The 15216-nt window shown below is 72.2% G+C and carries 16 protein-coding genes; 7 read left to right on the top strand and 9 right to left on the bottom strand.

The annotated features are described in order from the left end of the window. Positions 1-11: 11 nt before the first annotated feature. From KZX45_RS09400 to KZX45_RS09390, 3 genes are read right to left on the bottom strand one after another with little or no spacing between them, the layout of a single operon-like run. Complete coding sequence (locus KZX45_RS09400; RefSeq protein ID WP_248257475.1) at positions 12-905, bottom strand: creatininase family protein; 894 nt, start codon at positions 903-905, stop codon at positions 12-14. Positions 906-960: 55 nt separating this feature from the next. Beyond that, positions 961-1965 carry a LacI family DNA-binding transcriptional regulator gene (locus tag KZX45_RS09395; RefSeq protein WP_248257474.1) on the bottom strand — a complete coding sequence of 335 codons (1005 nt, stop codon included), beginning with the start codon at positions 1963-1965 and terminating at the stop codon, positions 961-963. Positions 1966-2012: 47 nt separating this feature from the next. Next, on the bottom strand, positions 2013-2942 hold the full coding sequence (locus KZX45_RS09390; protein ID WP_248257473.1) for a glucose-6-phosphate dehydrogenase assembly protein OpcA: 930 nt from the start codon (positions 2940-2942) through the stop codon (positions 2013-2015). Between the two features lie 145 nt (positions 2943-3087). On the opposite strand from KZX45_RS09390, the gene KZX45_RS09385 reads away from it, so the two are divergent. From KZX45_RS09385 to KZX45_RS20250, 4 genes are all read left to right on the top strand, one after another. Then, the gene (locus KZX45_RS09385; protein ID WP_248257472.1) at positions 3088-3849 is read left to right on the top strand and encodes an ABC transporter ATP-binding protein; all 762 of its coding nucleotides are present in this window, start codon (positions 3088-3090) and stop codon (positions 3847-3849) included. Next, complete coding sequence (locus KZX45_RS09380; protein WP_248257471.1) at positions 3846-4706, top strand: ABC transporter permease; 861 nt, start codon at positions 3846-3848, stop codon at positions 4704-4706. The genes KZX45_RS09385 and KZX45_RS09380 overlap by 4 nt, the downstream gene beginning before the upstream one ends. A 66-nt stretch (positions 4707-4772) precedes the next feature. Further along, positions 4773-5849, top strand: coding sequence for an ABC transporter substrate-binding protein (locus KZX45_RS09375; RefSeq protein WP_248257470.1), 1077 nt, complete (start codon positions 4773-4775; stop codon positions 5847-5849). Then, a complete protein-coding gene (locus tag KZX45_RS20250) occupies positions 5846-7309 on the top strand; it encodes a four-carbon acid sugar kinase family protein (RefSeq protein ID WP_248257469.1) in 1464 nt (487 codons plus the stop codon). Before KZX45_RS09375 ends, KZX45_RS20250 begins: the two co-directional genes overlap by 4 nt. Before the next feature lie 4 nt (positions 7310-7313). On the opposite strand, the gene KZX45_RS09365 is transcribed toward KZX45_RS20250, so the two are convergent. Both KZX45_RS09365 and KZX45_RS09360 read right to left on the bottom strand, forming a co-directional pair. Continuing rightward, a complete protein-coding gene (locus tag KZX45_RS09365; protein WP_248257468.1) occupies positions 7314-7832 on the bottom strand; it encodes a DUF421 domain-containing protein in 519 nt (172 codons plus the stop codon). Positions 7833-7889: 57 nt separating this feature from the next. Next, positions 7890-9164 carry a cation:proton antiporter gene (locus KZX45_RS09360; RefSeq protein ID WP_248257467.1) on the bottom strand — a complete coding sequence of 425 codons (1275 nt, stop codon included), beginning with the start codon at positions 9162-9164 and terminating at the stop codon, positions 7890-7892. A gap of 273 nt (positions 9165-9437) precedes the next feature. Here KZX45_RS09360 and KZX45_RS09355 point away from each other — a divergent pair, with 273 nt between their 5' ends. Further along, on the top strand, positions 9438-10868 hold the full coding sequence (locus tag KZX45_RS09355; protein ID WP_248257466.1) for a glucose-6-phosphate dehydrogenase: 1431 nt from the start codon (positions 9438-9440) through the stop codon (positions 10866-10868). A gap of 27 nt (positions 10869-10895) precedes the next feature. On the opposite strand, the gene KZX45_RS09350 is transcribed toward KZX45_RS09355, so the two are convergent. The 4 genes from KZX45_RS09350 to KZX45_RS09335 form a co-directional block, all read right to left on the bottom strand. Continuing rightward, entirely contained in the window at positions 10896-11156 is a 261-nt protein-coding gene (locus tag KZX45_RS09350; RefSeq protein ID WP_248257465.1) for a DUF1622 domain-containing protein, read from the bottom strand. Next, positions 11153-11347: a DUF1622 domain-containing protein gene (locus tag KZX45_RS09345; RefSeq protein ID WP_248257464.1), complete on the bottom strand. Its 195-nt coding sequence runs from the start codon at positions 11345-11347 to the stop codon at positions 11153-11155. Before KZX45_RS09345 ends, KZX45_RS09350 begins: the two co-directional genes overlap by 4 nt. 4 nt (positions 11348-11351) lie before the next feature. After that, positions 11352-11879: a DUF305 domain-containing protein gene (locus tag KZX45_RS09340; protein WP_248257463.1), complete on the bottom strand. Its 528-nt coding sequence runs from the start codon at positions 11877-11879 to the stop codon at positions 11352-11354. Between the two features lie 239 nt (positions 11880-12118). After that, entirely contained in the window at positions 12119-12436 is a 318-nt protein-coding gene (locus tag KZX45_RS09335; RefSeq protein WP_248257462.1) for a DUF6221 family protein, read from the bottom strand. Between the two features lie 341 nt (positions 12437-12777). On the opposite strand from KZX45_RS09335, the gene KZX45_RS09330 reads away from it, so the two are divergent. Continuing rightward, complete coding sequence (locus tag KZX45_RS09330; protein WP_248257461.1) at positions 12778-13575, top strand: SDR family NAD(P)-dependent oxidoreductase; 798 nt, start codon at positions 12778-12780, stop codon at positions 13573-13575. A 56-nt stretch (positions 13576-13631) separates the two neighbouring features. Beyond that, positions 13632-14966 carry an MFS transporter gene (locus tag KZX45_RS09325; RefSeq protein WP_248257460.1) on the top strand — a complete coding sequence of 445 codons (1335 nt, stop codon included), beginning with the start codon at positions 13632-13634 and terminating at the stop codon, positions 14964-14966. Positions 14967-15216: the final 250 nt, after the last annotated feature.

Here is a 15216-nt window from a genome sequence, read left to right as displayed (position 1 = left end):
GCGACCAGGTCTCAGGCCCGCTCGGGGTAGTCGCTGAACGTCACGTTCACCTCGAACTTGCGCACCTCGTCGACGTAGGCGCCGAGGTGGTCGGCCATCCGGTCGAACATCGCCAGGCCCTTCTCCTTGGTCGCGCGGAAGGGGTTACCGATGGTGGCGGTGTCGGAGTACTCGTGGTGGTCCATCGGGACCCAGATGTTCTCCGAGTTCTGGAACTTCACCGTGCCGGTGCCGTCGATCTTCGAGAACGACCCGCCCATGTAGGCCGGGGCGTGCGCCCGGTCCTCGACGGCGCGGTCCATGTGGACCAGCCCGTCCGCCGTCGCCATGAGGCACGAGGTCTCCAGCTCGGAGGAGTGCCAGCCCGGGGTCTCCTCGGGCGGGTTCTCGAAGAGGTCCTGGACGACGTTGGCCTCGCGCTCGGTCGGCGTCTTGTAGAAGGAGATGTAGGCGCCGGTCTCGTAGCGCAGCTGGCGCATGACCTCGTCGATGGGCTTGGTGTTGGACCCGTGGTGGCTGACGAAGATGACCTTCTTGACGCCGTGGTAGATCAGGCTGCGGGCGACGTCGTTGAGCACCCGGCGGTAGGTCTCGGCCTTGAGGGTGATGGTCCCGGCGCCCTCCTCGTTGCGGCCCATGTGGTGCGGGGAGTACCCGAACGGCTGCAGCGGGGTGAACAGGACGTCGTGCTTCTCCGCGGCGCGGTAGACCACCTCCATGGTGACGTAGCTGTCCGTGCCCAGCGGGATGTGCGCGCCGTGCTTCTCGGTGCTGCCCATCGGGACGAGGACCGTGTCCTGCCCCGGCTCCTGCAGCCGCTCCGCGACCTCGGAGAACGACATCCCGAGAATGTTGTGCTTGCGCTCGTTGTTCGCGTCGGTCTTGGCGTAGTCCTTCGTGGACATGTGAATCTCCTCGTAGATGTGTCGTCGTTGACTCACGGGAGGTCGCCGCGCGCGGTCACGTGCGCCGCGCGCCGCAGCTCTCCCTGATGACCATCCGCGTGCGGACGCGGAGGTGCTGGGGCCGCCTGGGGCGACCGGTTCCGTCGAGCACGAGGCCCATGGCCTCCGTGCCGAGCCTGTGGGCGGAGACCGAGACGGTGGTCAGCGCCGGTCTGAGGTACTCCGCCATGGGGATGTCGTCGAAGCCCACCAGGGCCACGTCGTCCGGGACGCGCAGCTGCATGTCCCGCAGCGCCGCCAGCGCCCCGATCGCCATCCGGTCGCTCGCCGCGAAGATCGCCGACGGCGGGGCGGAGAGGTGCATGAGCCGCCGGGTCGCGTCGTACCCGCCGGCCTCGGTGTAGTCGCCGTTCTGGACGTACTCCGCGCGGTGCTCCACGCCGGCCTCCTTCAGCGCCCGCCGGAAGCCGCGCAGCCGCTCGTCCGAGGCGCTGGAGCCGCGGTGGCCGGCGACGAAGCCGATCCGGCGGTGGCCCAGGGCCAGCAGGTGGCGCCCCACCTCCTGGCCCGCCTCGGCGTTCTCCACGCGGACCGTGGAGAACCGGCGGGTCGCGCGCCCGATCATGACCACCTCGGTGCCGTACGCCTCGAGGTCGCGGTCCTGGAGGACCACCTCGTCGCCGCCGCCGATGACGGCCAGCGCGGCGACCCGCTTGGCGAGCAGGGCGTCGATGCTGGCCCGGGCGCGGGCCGGGTCACGGTCGGTGCTGCAGGAGAGGACCTGGTACCCCCGTGCGGTGGCCACGTCCTCGATGCCGCGGGTGACCTCCGGGTAGTAGGGGTTGGACATGTCGGGTGCGACGACGCCGACGAGGCGGCTGTTGCGCTGCGTCAGGCCCTTGGCCATGCCGTTGGGGCGGTAGTTGAGCCGCTCGATGGCTGCGAGGACCTTCGCCTTGGTCTCAGCCCCGATGGGGTAGTTGCCGCCGGAGGCGACCCGGGAGACCGTGGCGACGGAGACGCCCGCCTCGGCGGCGACGTCCCGGATGGTCGCAGGCATGTTTTCCTCGCAGTTTCTGTAACCGGTTTCTACGAGGCTGACCGTAGTCACGTGCCGCGCCCGGTGTCAAGGTCGCTCGGGGTCAGCCGCGTCAGCGCCCGCCCGTAGACCGGGTCGGGCGCGAGGTGGCGCAGGTCCTCCATCAGGCAGTCCGCGAGGCTGCGCAGGGGGAGCGAGACCGTCTGGTCGGGCGCGCCGGGCAGGCGCAGCGTCGCCGTCGTGCCGTCCGGCTCGCGCCGGAGCGTGACGGCGCCGGCGGCGGTCTCCACGCCCACCTCGGAGATGCTCCGCGAGGGCAGCTGCCGGGTCTGCACCGCGCAGCCCAGGCCGCTCGCCAGCCAGCCGGCGACCAGGTCGACCGTCGGCCGCAGGCCCTGGCCGGCCACCCACGCCCGGCGCACGCCCTCGGTCGGCAGCAGGTCCAGCGCGGCGGCGAGCAGGGCCCGCCACGGCGTGCTGCGCGCCCAGGACAGGTCCGTGTCGCCGGGGGAGTAGGCCCCGGCCAGCGCGCGGATGGTGGCCGGTGGGTCAGCGGTGGCCAGCGCGTCGGTGATCCGGCGCACGGCGAGCGCACCGACCGGGTCCCGGGCCGGCACGGGCGGGGGCGCCGCCGGCCACCAGGCGACGGTCGGGGCGTCGGGCAGGAGCAGTGGCGCCACCAGGGTGTTCGTGGCGCCGGCGGCCCGTCCGCCCGCGCGGAGCACCACGATCTCGCCCGCCCCGGCGTCGGCGCCGACGCGGATCTCGGCCTCGAGCCCGTCCGGAGCGCCGGGGTCGGTGACCACGGCGACCACCCGGCTGGGGTGCTCCATGGACGCGCTCCGCGCCGCGGCGAGCGCGTCGGCGAGGCTCTCCTCCGGCGTCGTGATCACGAGGGAGAGCGCGTGGCCGAGGGCGACCGCACCGCCCTCCTCGCGCAGCCGGACCAGGGTCGCGGCGACCTCGTTCGAGGTGGTCCGGGTGAGGGTGGTGATCATGTCGGTCTCCCGCTGTCGGGCCTCGTCATGCTTGACACCTGCCTAGGAGATGCGTCACGGTGATGTAACCGGTTAACTGTAACCGTGTGCTCCGGGTCCGGCAGCACGGCCGGCCCCAGGCGACGACGGAGACGCAGGAGGAGCCTTGACCTACAGCCTCGAAGTTGAAGACGTCCACGTCCGGTTCAAGCAGAACGTCATCATCGACGGGCTCTCCCTGACGGTGGAGGACGACGAGTTCGTCAGCATCGTGGGGACGTCCGGCTGCGGGAAGACCACGCTGCTGCGCTCCATCGGCGGCCTGCTGCCCCAGGCCCGCGTGGGCCGGATGACCCTCCACGGCAAGGAGCTGCGGACGCCGGAGCCGCGGGCGGCGATGGTCTTCCAGCACTTCGGCCTCTTCCCGTGGAAGACGGTCGAGCAGAACATTCGCTACGGCCTCGACGTCCAGGGGCGGGCCGACGGCATGGACGCCCGGGTGGACGAGCTGCTCGACATCATGAGCCTGTCCGACGCCCGCAAGAAGTACCCGTACCAGCTCTCGGGCGGCATGAAGCAGCGCGTGGGCATCGCGCGCGCGCTGTGCCTGGAGCCCGAGCTGCTGCTCCTCGACGAGCCGCTCAGCGCCGTCGACGCCATCACCCGGGAGATCATGCAGCGCGAGGTGCTCGGCATCATCGAGCGCGAGACCCGTACGGCGCTCCTGGTCACCCACGACCTCGACGAGGCGATCATCATGTCCGACCGCATCATCGTCCTGGGCGGGCCGCCGGCCCGCGTCATGCTGGACGTCCGCTCGCCCATGCCGCGCCCCCGGAACATCGACTCGGTGCGCAGCCACCCCGAGTACATCCCGCTGCGCAGCCAGCTGTGGGACAGCCTGCAGTCGGGACGGGAGGCAGCATGAGTGCCACCACCCCGACCACACCGCCGGACCGCCGGCACGACCCGCTGGCGCAGGTCCCGCCCCAGCGGGAGATCCAGGCCCGCCGCACCCTACGACTGCGGACCCTGACCAAGAACCAGCGGCGCGCGGTGCGGTACGGCTCGCTGCTGGTCATCCTCATCGCCTGGGAGATCTACGGCCGCAGCGTCAACCCGATCGTCTTCACCTACCCGACGGCGATCGTCCAGGCGTTCTTCGACATGATCGCGGACGGCACACTGGTCGACGCGCTCGTGGACACGCTCGTCGTGCTGCTCATCGGCTCGGTCATCGGCGTGGTCTTCGGGGTGGCGCTCGGCCTCGTCGCCGGGCGCAGCGACGTGGCGCGGCAGATCCTGGACATCCCGATCAACGCCCTCTACGCGCTGCCCGCCGTCGCGCTGATCCCCGTGATCGTGCTGTGGTTCGGCTTCGGGGACTCGGCGAAGATCTTCGTCGTCGCCTTCTTCGTCTTCTTCCCGGTCGTGATCAACACCCAGCGCGGCGTGGCCGAGGTCGACCCCGAGCTGCTGGAGGTGACCCGGTCGTTCTGCTCCAGCGAGAGCCGCGTCTGGCGCGACCTGCTGCTGCCGGGGGCCCTGCCGTTCATCTTCACCGGCATCCGGCTGGCGATCGGCCGTGGTCTGGTCGGCGTGATCGTCGCCGAGTTCTTCACCGCGATCTCCGGCCTGGGCAACCTCATCGTCACCAACGCCAACACGTTCGAGACGGCGCGTGTCTTCGTCCCGATCGTCATCCTCTCGCTCATCGGCGTGGTGCTCACCGGAGCGCTCGGCGCCGTCGAGAAGGTCCTGGCGCCCTGGCGCCGCGACCAGTGAACCGCCGGGACGTCCTCCCGGCACGGACGGACGTCCCGGACCGACAACCACGAGGAAGTGGATCCCATGATGAACCAGCTCGGGCGACGTCGTCGCCCTCTCATCGCGACAGGCGTGCTCCCGCTCCTGGTCGCCCTCGCCGCCTGCGGCGGGGACGACGGCGGGGCCGAGCCCGGCGGGGGCGCAGGCACCGGTGGCGGCGGCGGCGAGACGACCACCCTGCGCATCGCCATGCCCACCAGCACCACCAGCTTCGCCAACTCCGACGTCGCCGTCGCCGACGCGATGGGCTACTTCGAGGAGGTCGGCCTCGAGGTCGAGATCTCCAACCTGCGGTCCGGGTCCTCGGTGACCACCGGCGTCGTCGGCGGGGAGTTCGAGGTCGGCGGGTCGAGCATAGAGCCGGTCATCAACGCCTTCGCGGGCGGCGGCGAGATCAAGGTCATCGGCAGTTACACCGACCGCCTCGAGGTCGAGATGGTGGTGCCGGAGGAGATCCAGTCGCCGGAGGACCTCCAGGGCAAGCCGGTCGGCATCCAGGAGGTCGGCGCCTTCCGCGAGGTCATGACTCGCATGGTGCTCGAGGACGCCGGTCTGACCGCCCAGGACGTCCAGTACATCTCCGTCAACGCCAACGCCTACATCGGCGCCCTGGTGCAGGGGCAGATCGTCTCCGCGATCCTCCACCCCGAGCAGGCCCTCGAGGCCGCCAACCAGGACGCCGGCCTGCACTCGCTGGTGAACCTCTACGAGGTCGAGCCGGACTACTTCTACGGCGTGTACTTCGTCGACGCCGGGTGGCTCGAGGAGAACCAGGAGGCGGCGCAGGGGTTCGCCACGGCGATCACCAAGGCGCACCGCACCATGTACGACGACCGCGAGGCCGTGGTGCCGGTCATCGCCGAGGCCACCGGGTTCGAGGAGGAGGTCATCGACGGCGCCTGGGAGGTCTACATGGAGCAGGTCCAGGCCTACCCCAGGAACGTGGGCCTGGAGGAGGACCGGCTCCAGTACACGGTCGAGCGCATGCAGGAGCTCGGGACCCTGCGCGGCGGCGCCGCCACCGACCTGACCGAGCTGGTGGACCGCGGGCCGATGGAGGCCGCCGTGGAGGAGCTGGGTGAGGTCGAGGAGCGTTCGTGACCGGTGCGGCGCCGGGCGGCCCGACCGCGGGCGGCCCGGCTCCGGGCGGTCCGGCTCCGGACGGTGACGACGCTCCGAGCGGTGACGCCGGACCTCGGCTCCCGCGGGCCGGCCCGCGGCTCGGCGTCGTCGCGGACGACTACACCGGCGCCGTCGACGTCGCCGCCACGCTGAGGGAGGCGGGCGCCCGGGTCGAGCTGCACCTCGGGGTGCCGCCGCTGGAGCGGGCGGGAGCGGACGGCGACGTGGTCGTCGTCGGGCTCAAGACCCGCTCCGTGGAGGCCGGCGCGGCGGCCGAGGCGTCGGTGGCCGCCGCCCGCTGGCTGCTGGACGTCGGCGCCGCCCGGCTGTTCCAGAAGTACAGCTCGACGTTCGACTCCACGGACGCCGGCAACATCGGCCCCGTCGCCGACGCGCTGTGCGCCGAGCTCCGCCGTCGGGGGAACCCGCCCCCGGTGGTGCTGTTCTGCCCCGCGGTGCCGCGCTACGGGCGGACGGTCTACCAGGGTCACCTTTTCGTCGGGAACCGGCTGCTCTCCGAGGCCGGGATGCACCCGCTGACGCCCCGCACCGACGCCGACCTGGTCCGGCGCCTCGCCCGTCAGACGCGGGAGGGCGTCGGCCTGCTGCCGCACCAGGCGCTGACGGGCGGTGCCGACGGCGCCCGGGCCGCGCTCGACCGGCTCGCCGCCGCCGGGGTGCGGTACGTCGTCGCCGACGCGGTGGACGACGCCGACCTCGCCGTCCTCGGGCAGGTCGCCCGGGCGCACCCGCTGGTGACGGGGGCGGCGGGAGTGGCGACCGCGCTCCTCGACGCCGTCCGGCCGGGCCCGGACGCCGGGCATGCCACCTCGCTCCCGTTCGTGGAGCCCCGGCCGGGCGAGCACCCGGTCGAGGCCGCGCCACCCGGTTCGCCGCCGGTCGACCGGCCGCCGGCCGACCTGCCCGGTGCGCTCCTCGCAGGGAGCTGCACCGCCGAGACGCTCGAGCAGGTGCGCCGCTTCGAGGACCGCTGGCCGGTGCTCCGCTTCCGGCCGACGGAGGTCGCGACCGGCCGCGACGTCGTCGGCGAGGCGCGCAGCCTGGCGGTGGATCACCTGGCTGACGGGCCGGTCGGGGTGGTGGCGAGCGCACCCCCGGACGTGGTCCGGACCGAGCAGGAGGCGCTCGGCCGCGACCGGGCCGCCGTGCTCGTGGAGCGGACGCTCGGGGAGGTCGCCGAGGCGCTGCTGACGCTCGGGGTGCGCCGGCTGGTGACGGCGGGCGGGGAGACCTCGGGCGCCGTCGTCGAGCGGTGCGGCATCACCCACGGCACCGTGGGCGCCGCCGAGGCGCCCGGCGTCGCCTGGCTGCGGGTCGACGCCCCCCGGTGGGGCGACCCTCTGTGGGTGCTGCTGAAGTCGGGGCCGCTGGGGGACGAAGACGTCCTCGTCCGAGCCCTGGGCCCCGAAGCTCGGTGATCGGTCAGGCCGGCCCCGGGCGGCTGGTGCCCTCGAGGGCGGAGCCGTCGCCGAGCTTCTCCGCCGGGATCACGCTGAGCGTCCCGTCGCTCTCGAGGACGATCGCGCCGACGGCGGACAGGTCACCGGATCCGCTGGACCGCACGGCCTGTCGAAGCTCCGCGAGTGTCAGGCGCTGCCCGCGCATCGCGTCGTGCAGCGGCTCACCGTCGCGGAGGACGACAGTCGGTTCCGCCGTCATGACCGTGCGCGAGCGCGGCCAGCGTGACGACGTCCAGGTCATTGCGAGCTGCAGCAGGGCCAGGAGCGCGAGCGCCGTCACGCCCTCGCTGAACGAGACTTCCGCACTGAGCACGATCGTGGCCAGCGTGGAGCCCAGCGCCACGGTGACGACGAGGTCGAAGGCGTTGAGCTTGGCCAGCGACCGCTTGCCGGTGAGCCGCAGGACGAGCACCAGGACGCCGTAGGCGGCGGCCCCGACGAGGAGCACGCGGGTCAGGTCCTGCCACGAGTCGAACCACATGAGCTCTCTCCTGGGCTGCTTGTCGGGGCACCGGCGCTGGACGGAGCCGGTGGTGGGTCAGTGCCGGCCGGTGGGTGCGGGTCCCTCGCGCTGCGCCGGGTCCGCATGGGAGCCGTCGTCGTCCTCCGCAGGTGCGCTCGAGCGGGCGTACAGCTGGCGCCCGGGGGAGGAGGTCACCCCGAAGGCCACCACGCTCGTCGCGATGGCGAGCGTGCCGGCGGCGAAGAATGCCGGGTCGGTGACGCCCTCGTCGACGCTGTGCGCGACGTAGAAGATCGAGCTGGCGCCCATCGGGCCGAACCAGCCGAGAAAGGTCGCCTCGGAGCGGCGCAGGGCGGCCGGTCGGGCCAGCGCCAGCACCGCGGGCAGCCGGCGCCCCACGAGGACGATCAGGACGAACGCGATCGCCGGGGCACCGAAGCGTGCCCACTCCTCCCACGGCAGGACGACGCCGAGCAGGAAGAACAGCGGGAGGCACAGGTACCTGTTCACGGCCTCGTCGATGCCCTGCTGCGGCTCGCGCTCGTCCCCGGTGACCATGGCGTTGTAGACGGTGCCGGCGACGAACACACCGAGGATCCCATCGGTCCCGGCCGCCCGGCCCAGGCCGAGCACGGCGACGGCGAGCAGCGCGGTGAGGATGAGGTTCGGGCCCGGCTCGAGGTCGTCGTCCCTGGTGGCCGCGCGGACACCGAGCGCCGCGACGGCGCCAGCAACCAGGCCGATGCCCGTCCCCCCGAGCACCTCCCAGGTGAGACGGCCTGCCTCCGCGCCTGGTGTGGTGGCGGGCAGGACGACGGCGAGGGCGACGCCGACGAGAGGCAGGGCGAGGCCGTCGTTCAGACCGCTCTCGACGCTGAGCGTGTGACGCAGACGCGCGGGGAGGTCCCGCTCGGCGGGCCGGCCGGACACGATCGAGCCGGCGAGCACCGGGTCGGTGGGGCACAGAGAGGCGCCCACCAGGGCGGCGAGGGCCAGCGGGAGGCCGAGCACCAGCGCGGCCGCCCCGGAGATCATGGCCGTCAGCGGCATGACGACGGCCAGCAGGACGAGCACGGGACGGACGACCGAACCGAGCTTCGCGGCGGGGAAGCGGAGCGCGGCCCCCATCACCGACACCGCGACGATGAGGCGGCTGAGCTCGAGCAGCACGAGGTCCCGCACCGGCGCGCCGGGGTCCACCACCCCGAGCGCGTAGGGGCCGAGGACGACGCCGAGCGCGAGCGCCAGCAGCGGCTCCGAGAGCGGCAGGCTACGCATGGGGCGACTGACCATCGCCAGCGCGAGACCCAGAGCACCGACCACGCCGTAGGTCAGGTGCAGCTCGGTCACGTCGATGTCCTCCCCGGTGTGGCGACGGCGGTCCCGTTCGCGGGAATGCTTTCCCGCCCCGGGCACGGTCACGCTATCCACGGTCGCCGGGAGTTGCACCCGGGTGCCGCGTCCGATGCCGCATCGGGTGCTTCCGCCAGAGGACGAGGGCGTGAGGGCTCTGCCCTCCGGTCCTTCTCCACCACGCGTCCCGTGCGGGGCTCGGACGCGCATGGTCACGGGCCGTGGAGGATGATTCGGCCGAGAGCAGCGCCCGACGACGAGAGGCTGTCGATGACCGAGGGAACCAGGACCGAGGAACCCGCAGCCGAGGAGCTCCGGACGCTGCTGGTGCTGGGCGCCAGCGGTGACCTGGCAGGGCGGTTGCTGCTGCCCGGTCTCGGGCGCCTGCTCGCCGGCGGGCGTGCGCGAAGCCTGCGCCTGGTCGGTGCGGGCATCGACGACTGGGACCAGGAGCAGTGGATCGCTCGCCTCCGGGAGGCGTTCGCGGTCGCGCCGAGCATCGAGGTGGCGCCGTGGGAGGCGTTCGCGCCTGCTGGCGCCGAGGAGCCAGGGGCCGACACGTTGCGACGGCTGGAGCAGGAGTCCGTCTACCTCCAGGCGGACGTGGCCCGGGCCGAGGATCTGCAGCGGGTGCTGGCGGCGTGCACCCCGCCGGTGGCGATCTACTTCGCCCTCCCTCCCGCGGTGACCGAGCGGGCCTGCCTCGCCCTGGAGGAGATCGGGGTGCCGCAGGGCACCCGGCTCGTCATGGAGAAGCCGTTCGGGACGGACGCCGAGTCCGCCCGCCACCTCAACGAGGTCGTCGCCCGGTTGGTGCCGGAGGAGCAGGTCCACCGGGTGGATCACTTCCTCGGGAAGAGCACGGTGCTCAACATCCTGGGGTTCCGGTTCGCGAACCGGATCTTCGAGCCCGTCTGGAACGCCTCGCACATCGCCCGAGTGGACATCGTCTACGACGAGAACCTCGGCCTGGAGGGACGTGCCCGCTACTACGACACCTCGGGTGCGCTCCGGGACATGATCGAGAGCCACCTGCTGCACGTCCTCGCGCTGGTGGCGATGGAGGCACCGGCCACGCTGGGACAGCGCGACGTGCGGGACCGGATCGCCGAGGTGCTGCGGGCGACACGGGCGGGGGAGCCGGAGCAGCACAGCCGACGAGCCCGGTACGGCGCCGGCCGCATCGGGCCCCGGGAGCTTCCTGCGTACGCGGAGGAGGCTGGGGTCAGCCCGGAGCGGGGCACCGAGACGCTCGCCGAGGTGACCTTCTTCGTCGACAACTGGCGCTGGAGCGGCGTGCCGTTCCGGCTCCGGTCGGGCAAGGGCATCGGCGCGGCCCGGAAGGAGGCCGTCATCACCTTCCAGCATGTCCCGCACCTGCCCGTCGGCCTCACCGGCCCGTCCCACCCGGCGCGGCTGCGCCTCGGCATGGGGCCCGAGCGCCTCGACCTCGAGATCGACATCAACGGTTCGGGAGACCCTTGGCAGCTCGACCGGGTCGCCCTGTCGACCACGTTCGGTCAGGGGGAGCTGCCCGCCTACGGCGAGGTCCTGGCCGGGGTCCTCGAGTCCGACCCGATGCTCTCCGTGCGGGGCGACGTCGCGGAGGAGTGCTGGCGCATCGTCACCCCCGTCCTCGACGCCTGGCGCGACGGTCGGGTTCCGTTGGAGGAGTACCCGGCCGGCAGCGACGGCGCCTGAGGCGCCCCGGCCCGAGAACGACGCGTGCTAGCGCGCCGCTCGGCGGGCGGTCACCGTCCCGATCTGCAGGCCGGCCGTGAGGACGTGGCGTATCGCCACGACGACCGCTGCGGTGAGGAGGCGTTCCCACTCGGGGTCGACGCTGAGCCGCAGCAGACCCGCGGCGAGGAGGAAGTCCAGCAGGACCTTCACCGCCGGCCGCAGGCCGGCGACCGCCCCGATCGGGAAGCTGAGAAGGACGCCGGCGCAGGCGACGACGAGCGCTGCGGCGTCGAGAAGGGCGCTCATGGCACCGCGGGGTCCTCCCGCTCGGTGCGCTCCTCTCCGGTGTCCTGCCCGAGCTCGCGACGTTCTTCCTTGAGCTCTCGCGCGAGGAAGTAGTTCAGGGCGGTGCGGATCGTGGCCACGGCGGCGAGCTTGCCGATCTCCTCGAAGGTCGGCGCGACCGCGGTGGTGAGGATGTCGCTCGCGGACCGCAACCGGTCAGCCGGTGGCGCACTGGCGTTCGGCGGGTTCTTCGTAGTCGGGGACGGGGCGGGCCGCAGCCTCCTCCGCGGTCGTGGCGAGGCCGTTGCGCTCGATGTCCTCGATGAGCCAGTCCATCTCGAAGATCTCGCGCCGCTGCGCCTCGCTGATCCCGACCGCGAGCTCGCACACGCGCACGTCCTGGATCCCGGCACGCTCGGACCGGGTGATGGCGAGGGAGTGGTGAGGGATCATGGCGCTCATGAAGGCGGTGTCATCCACGGTGGTCTGGCTGCGGTCCAGGTAGGCGCCGCCCGCGAGGAGCAGGACGCTGACCGCGACCACGGCGACGTTCGCCCTGGTGTTCTTGTACATGTTCAGCATCCACGCGAGCATGACCAGCCCCATGGCGCCGCCCATGGTGATGGCCATGAAGATCCGGCTCTGGCTGAAGCGCACGTGGCTCCACTCCCAGGAGCCGACGAACATCACCCAGAACATGACCACCATGCCGGTCAGGAGCATCGCCGCGAAACGCAGGTACATCTTTCTGCCGTGCGACTTTCTGTCGTGCGACCCGGACGTTCCGTGGTGCTGGTTCTGGCCCTCGTCGTCGTCGCTTCGCACCGCTCAGACTCCCTTCTCGCTCCGTCTCAGACCCCAGCGAGTGTGCCCGTCCGGCGGGTGGGACGCATCGGGAGGAGCTCGGTCGGGCTGACCGTCAACGCCCCGGTGATCCGCTCGACCCGGGTGCCGACGACGACGATGTCGCTCAGGGATGCGGGTCAATCAGGGTTCGCGGACGTCGCCCACTCCGCCCGGTAGTCGGGGTGGTCGCTGTGCACGGCGGCCAGTGCCCGGACGGTGGGGCAGGGGAAGCCGGCGGTGGTGTCGGCGACGTTGCCGCACGTCAGGCAGCCGTGGAAGCCCCAGATGTCGGCCGCGCCACGGTGGAGCTCGACGATCGCCCGGACCGCCCGGAGCTCCGCACGACGGCGGCCGGTGCCCTCCTCGCCCAGGGCGGCCTCGGTACCGGCCTCGGCCCCGTCGAGCGCGGCCCGCTCCTCCGCGAGTCGGGCGAGGAGAAACTCCGTCACGTCCACGGCCCCATCGTCGCAGCCGCCAGGGCCGCCCGGAGGCTCGGCAGGCCAGGACAGGGGATGAGCGCCACCCCCGGTTTTGCGGTGTACGGAAAAAGCAACCTAGAGGGTTGCGGTGCGTGCAAAGGCTCCCCTACCTTCATGCCACGCAGCAACACGGGACCAAGGTCCGTTCCCGTTCCCCGTGCACGTACCCGTTCCCGCCCACACCCGCGCCGGTGGATGGCGCGCGGCCGGGCGCGCCGGGGGCGGCTCCACGTAGCCGTCGCCCGGAACCGCGCCCTCCGACTGCTCACGTCCCCCCCGCCCGCTTCCAGAGCTGATCGTTCGACGAAGGAGTCCCGTTGAGTCAGACGCTGACGACCCGGCACGAGCCCGCCCGGCCGTCCACGGCCCCGGGCCATACCAGCCCTGAACGAGCGCGCACGGCGCAGCGCGCCGTCGTCGTCGGCGCGTCCAGCGGGATGGGCGCCGCGGTTGTGGCCCGCCTCACCGACGCCGGTCACGCCGTCGCCGCCCTCGACCTCGCGACCGCCACCTGGCCGCAGGACTCTCGCGCCGTCCACCGCGGCTCCGTCGACGTGACCGACGCCGACTCCGTGGAGGAGGCGGTCGCCGAGGCGACGCGGGAGCTCGGAGGCCTGGAGATCGTCGTGAACTGCGCCGGCGTCCTCGGTCCGGTCGAGCCGACCCTCGAGACGACGCAGGACACGTTCCAGCGGATCGTCGGCCTCAACCTCGGCGGCGCCTTCGCCGTCACGCGCGCCGCGCTCGCCCGGATGGTGCCGGCCGGCTACGGCCGGATCGTGCACGTCGCGTCCATCGCCGGCAAGGAGGGCAACCCCCAGATGGCGGCGTACTCGGCCTCCAAGGCCGGCGTGATCGGCATGGTGAAGTCGATCGGCAAGGAGTACGCGGCGAGCGGCGTCACCGTCAACGCGATCGCCCCCGCCTCGATCGAGACGCCCCTCATCGCCGGCATGACCGCGGAGCGTCAGGCGGTGCAGCGCTCGCTCATCCCGATGGGGCGCTTCGGCACCGTCGCCGAGGTGGCCGCGCTCGTCTCCTACATCACCTCCCCGGACGCCTCCTTCACCACCGGGTTCGTCTACGACCTCTCCGGCGGGCGGGCCGACTACTGACCGTGGCCCCGTCCGCCCGATCCCCACGTACCACTCCCCAGGAAAAGGACCAGTCAATGACGACGACCAGCGTCAGGCCCCCCACCGCGCCGGCCCCCAGCAACGGGCGCACGACGAACCAGGGCAAGCGCTCGTCCCTCGCCGGCTTCTTCGGCGGCGCGCTCGAGTACTACGACATGTACATCTACGCCTCGGCCTCGGCCCTCGTGTTCAGCCGGGTGTTCTTCCCCGACGCCGGGGCCACCGGCCTGCTGCTCTCCCTGGGCTCCTACGGCGTCGCGTACCTCGCCCGCCCGCTTGGCGGCTTCCTCGCCGGGCACTTCGGCGACCGGCTCGGCCGGCGGAACGTCATGATCGCGACGCTGCTCGTCATGGGCATCGCCACGTTCCTGATCGGCTGCCTGCCCGCCTACGACAGCATCGGCATCCTGGCTCCGTTCCTCCTCGTGGTGCTCCGGCTGTTCCAGGGGCTCTCGGTCGGCGGGGAGGCGGCCGGTTCCACGTCGCTGACGCTCGAGCACGCGCCCGAGGGCAAGCGCGGGCTCTACACGTCCTGGATGATCAACGGCATCTGGGTCGGGTACATCCTCGCGACCTTCGCCTTCCTCGCCGTGGCCGCGCTGCCCGAGGAGCAGATGCTCTCGTGGGGCTGGCGCGTCCCGTTCTGGTTCAGCGCCGTCATCGTCGTCTTCGGGCTCATCCTGCGCCGCACCATCGAGGACCCGGAGGTGTTCGTCGACAGCAAGGAGAAGCAGAAGACCCGCGTGCCGGTCGGCGAGCTGCTGCGCCACCAACCGCTCGACGTCGTCCGCGTCATCTTCGCCGCCTTCCTGATCGTGATCAGCTCGGTCGTGCCGGTCTACGGCCTCACCTACGCCACCAACGTGGTGGGCATCGAGGCGAGCGTCATGCTCTGGACCGCCATCTTCGGGTACGCGACCGCTCTGGTGACCCAGCCGTTGTTCGCCAGGCTCAGCGACAGCATCGGCCGCAAGCCGGTGCTGATCGTCGGCAACCTCATCGGTGCGGCGGCGGTGTGGGAGTTCTTCTGGGCGGTCGGCGAGGCGAACGTCCCGATGATCTACCTCGGCATGTTCCTCTGCATCACCATCGCCTTCGGCGCCACGAACGCCGTCTACCCGGTCTTCTTCAGCGAGATGTTCAACGTCCGCTTCCGGGTCAGCGGGATGGCTATCGGCCTCCAGCTCGGCATCGTGCTCACCGGCTTCTCGCCGTCGATCATCCAGGCGCTCTCCTCGGCGAACGGCGACGCCTGGTGGCCGGCGGCGGCCCTGACGAGCGTCGCCTGCGTGATCTCGGCGATCGCCGTCGCCACGGCGCGTGAGACCCACAAGGTGCCGCTCGACCAGCTCGGCGCACGCCACCTCTGAGCTCCGAGCACGGACGACGCCGGACCGAGCGCGGTCACGGACGCCGTCGCACCTGAGTACGGCGCGGACCACGCCGGACCGCGTGACGCCGTGCCTCCTCGCAGACGCCGGCCGGCCGACCTCCTCGGCCGGCCGGCGTCCGCGCGTTACGACGACGAGCGGTCAGTCTGCGCCCGTCCGCGCGTACGACGACGAGCGGTCAGTCTGCGCCCGTCCGCGCGCCGCGACGGGGCGATCGGTCAGCGCCGGG

The organism is Georgenia sp. EYE_87 (assembly GCF_023148685.1).
GTDB lineage: Bacteria > Actinomycetota > Actinomycetes > Actinomycetales > Actinomycetaceae > Georgenia.
The sequence above is the reverse complement of the archived record's forward strand: the minus strand, read 5'-3'. Positions and strand labels throughout refer to the sequence as shown.

What these genes read in the sequence shown, in the direction of transcription:
- KZX45_RS09380 (WP_248257471.1), top strand. Translation starts at nt 3,846, where the DNA reads ATGAGTGCCACCACCCCGACCACACCGCCGGACCGCCGGCACGACCCG.
- KZX45_RS09395 (WP_248257474.1), bottom strand. Translation starts at nt 1,965, where the DNA reads ATGCCTGCGACCATCCGGGACGTCGCCGCCGAGGCGGGCGTCTCCGTC.
- KZX45_RS09325 (WP_248257460.1), top strand. Translation starts at nt 13,632, where the DNA reads ATGACGACGACCAGCGTCAGGCCCCCCACCGCGCCGGCCCCCAGCAAC.
- KZX45_RS09365 (WP_248257468.1), bottom strand. Translation starts at nt 7,832, where the DNA reads ATGTGGTTCGACTCGTGGCAGGACCTGACCCGCGTGCTCCTCGTCGGG.
- KZX45_RS09340 (WP_248257463.1), bottom strand. Translation starts at nt 11,879, where the DNA reads ATGTACCTGCGTTTCGCGGCGATGCTCCTGACCGGCATGGTGGTCATG.
- KZX45_RS09375 (WP_248257470.1), top strand. Translation starts at nt 4,773, where the DNA reads ATGATGAACCAGCTCGGGCGACGTCGTCGCCCTCTCATCGCGACAGGC.
- KZX45_RS09355 (WP_248257466.1), top strand. Translation starts at nt 9,438, where the DNA reads ATGACCGAGGGAACCAGGACCGAGGAACCCGCAGCCGAGGAGCTCCGG.
- KZX45_RS09400 (WP_248257475.1), bottom strand. Translation starts at nt 905, where the DNA reads ATGTCCACGAAGGACTACGCCAAGACCGACGCGAACAACGAGCGCAAG.
- KZX45_RS09390 (WP_248257473.1), bottom strand. Translation starts at nt 2,942, where the DNA reads ATGATCACCACCCTCACCCGGACCACCTCGAACGAGGTCGCCGCGACC.
- KZX45_RS09350 (WP_248257465.1), bottom strand. Translation starts at nt 11,156, where the DNA reads ATGAGCGCCCTTCTCGACGCCGCAGCGCTCGTCGTCGCCTGCGCCGGC.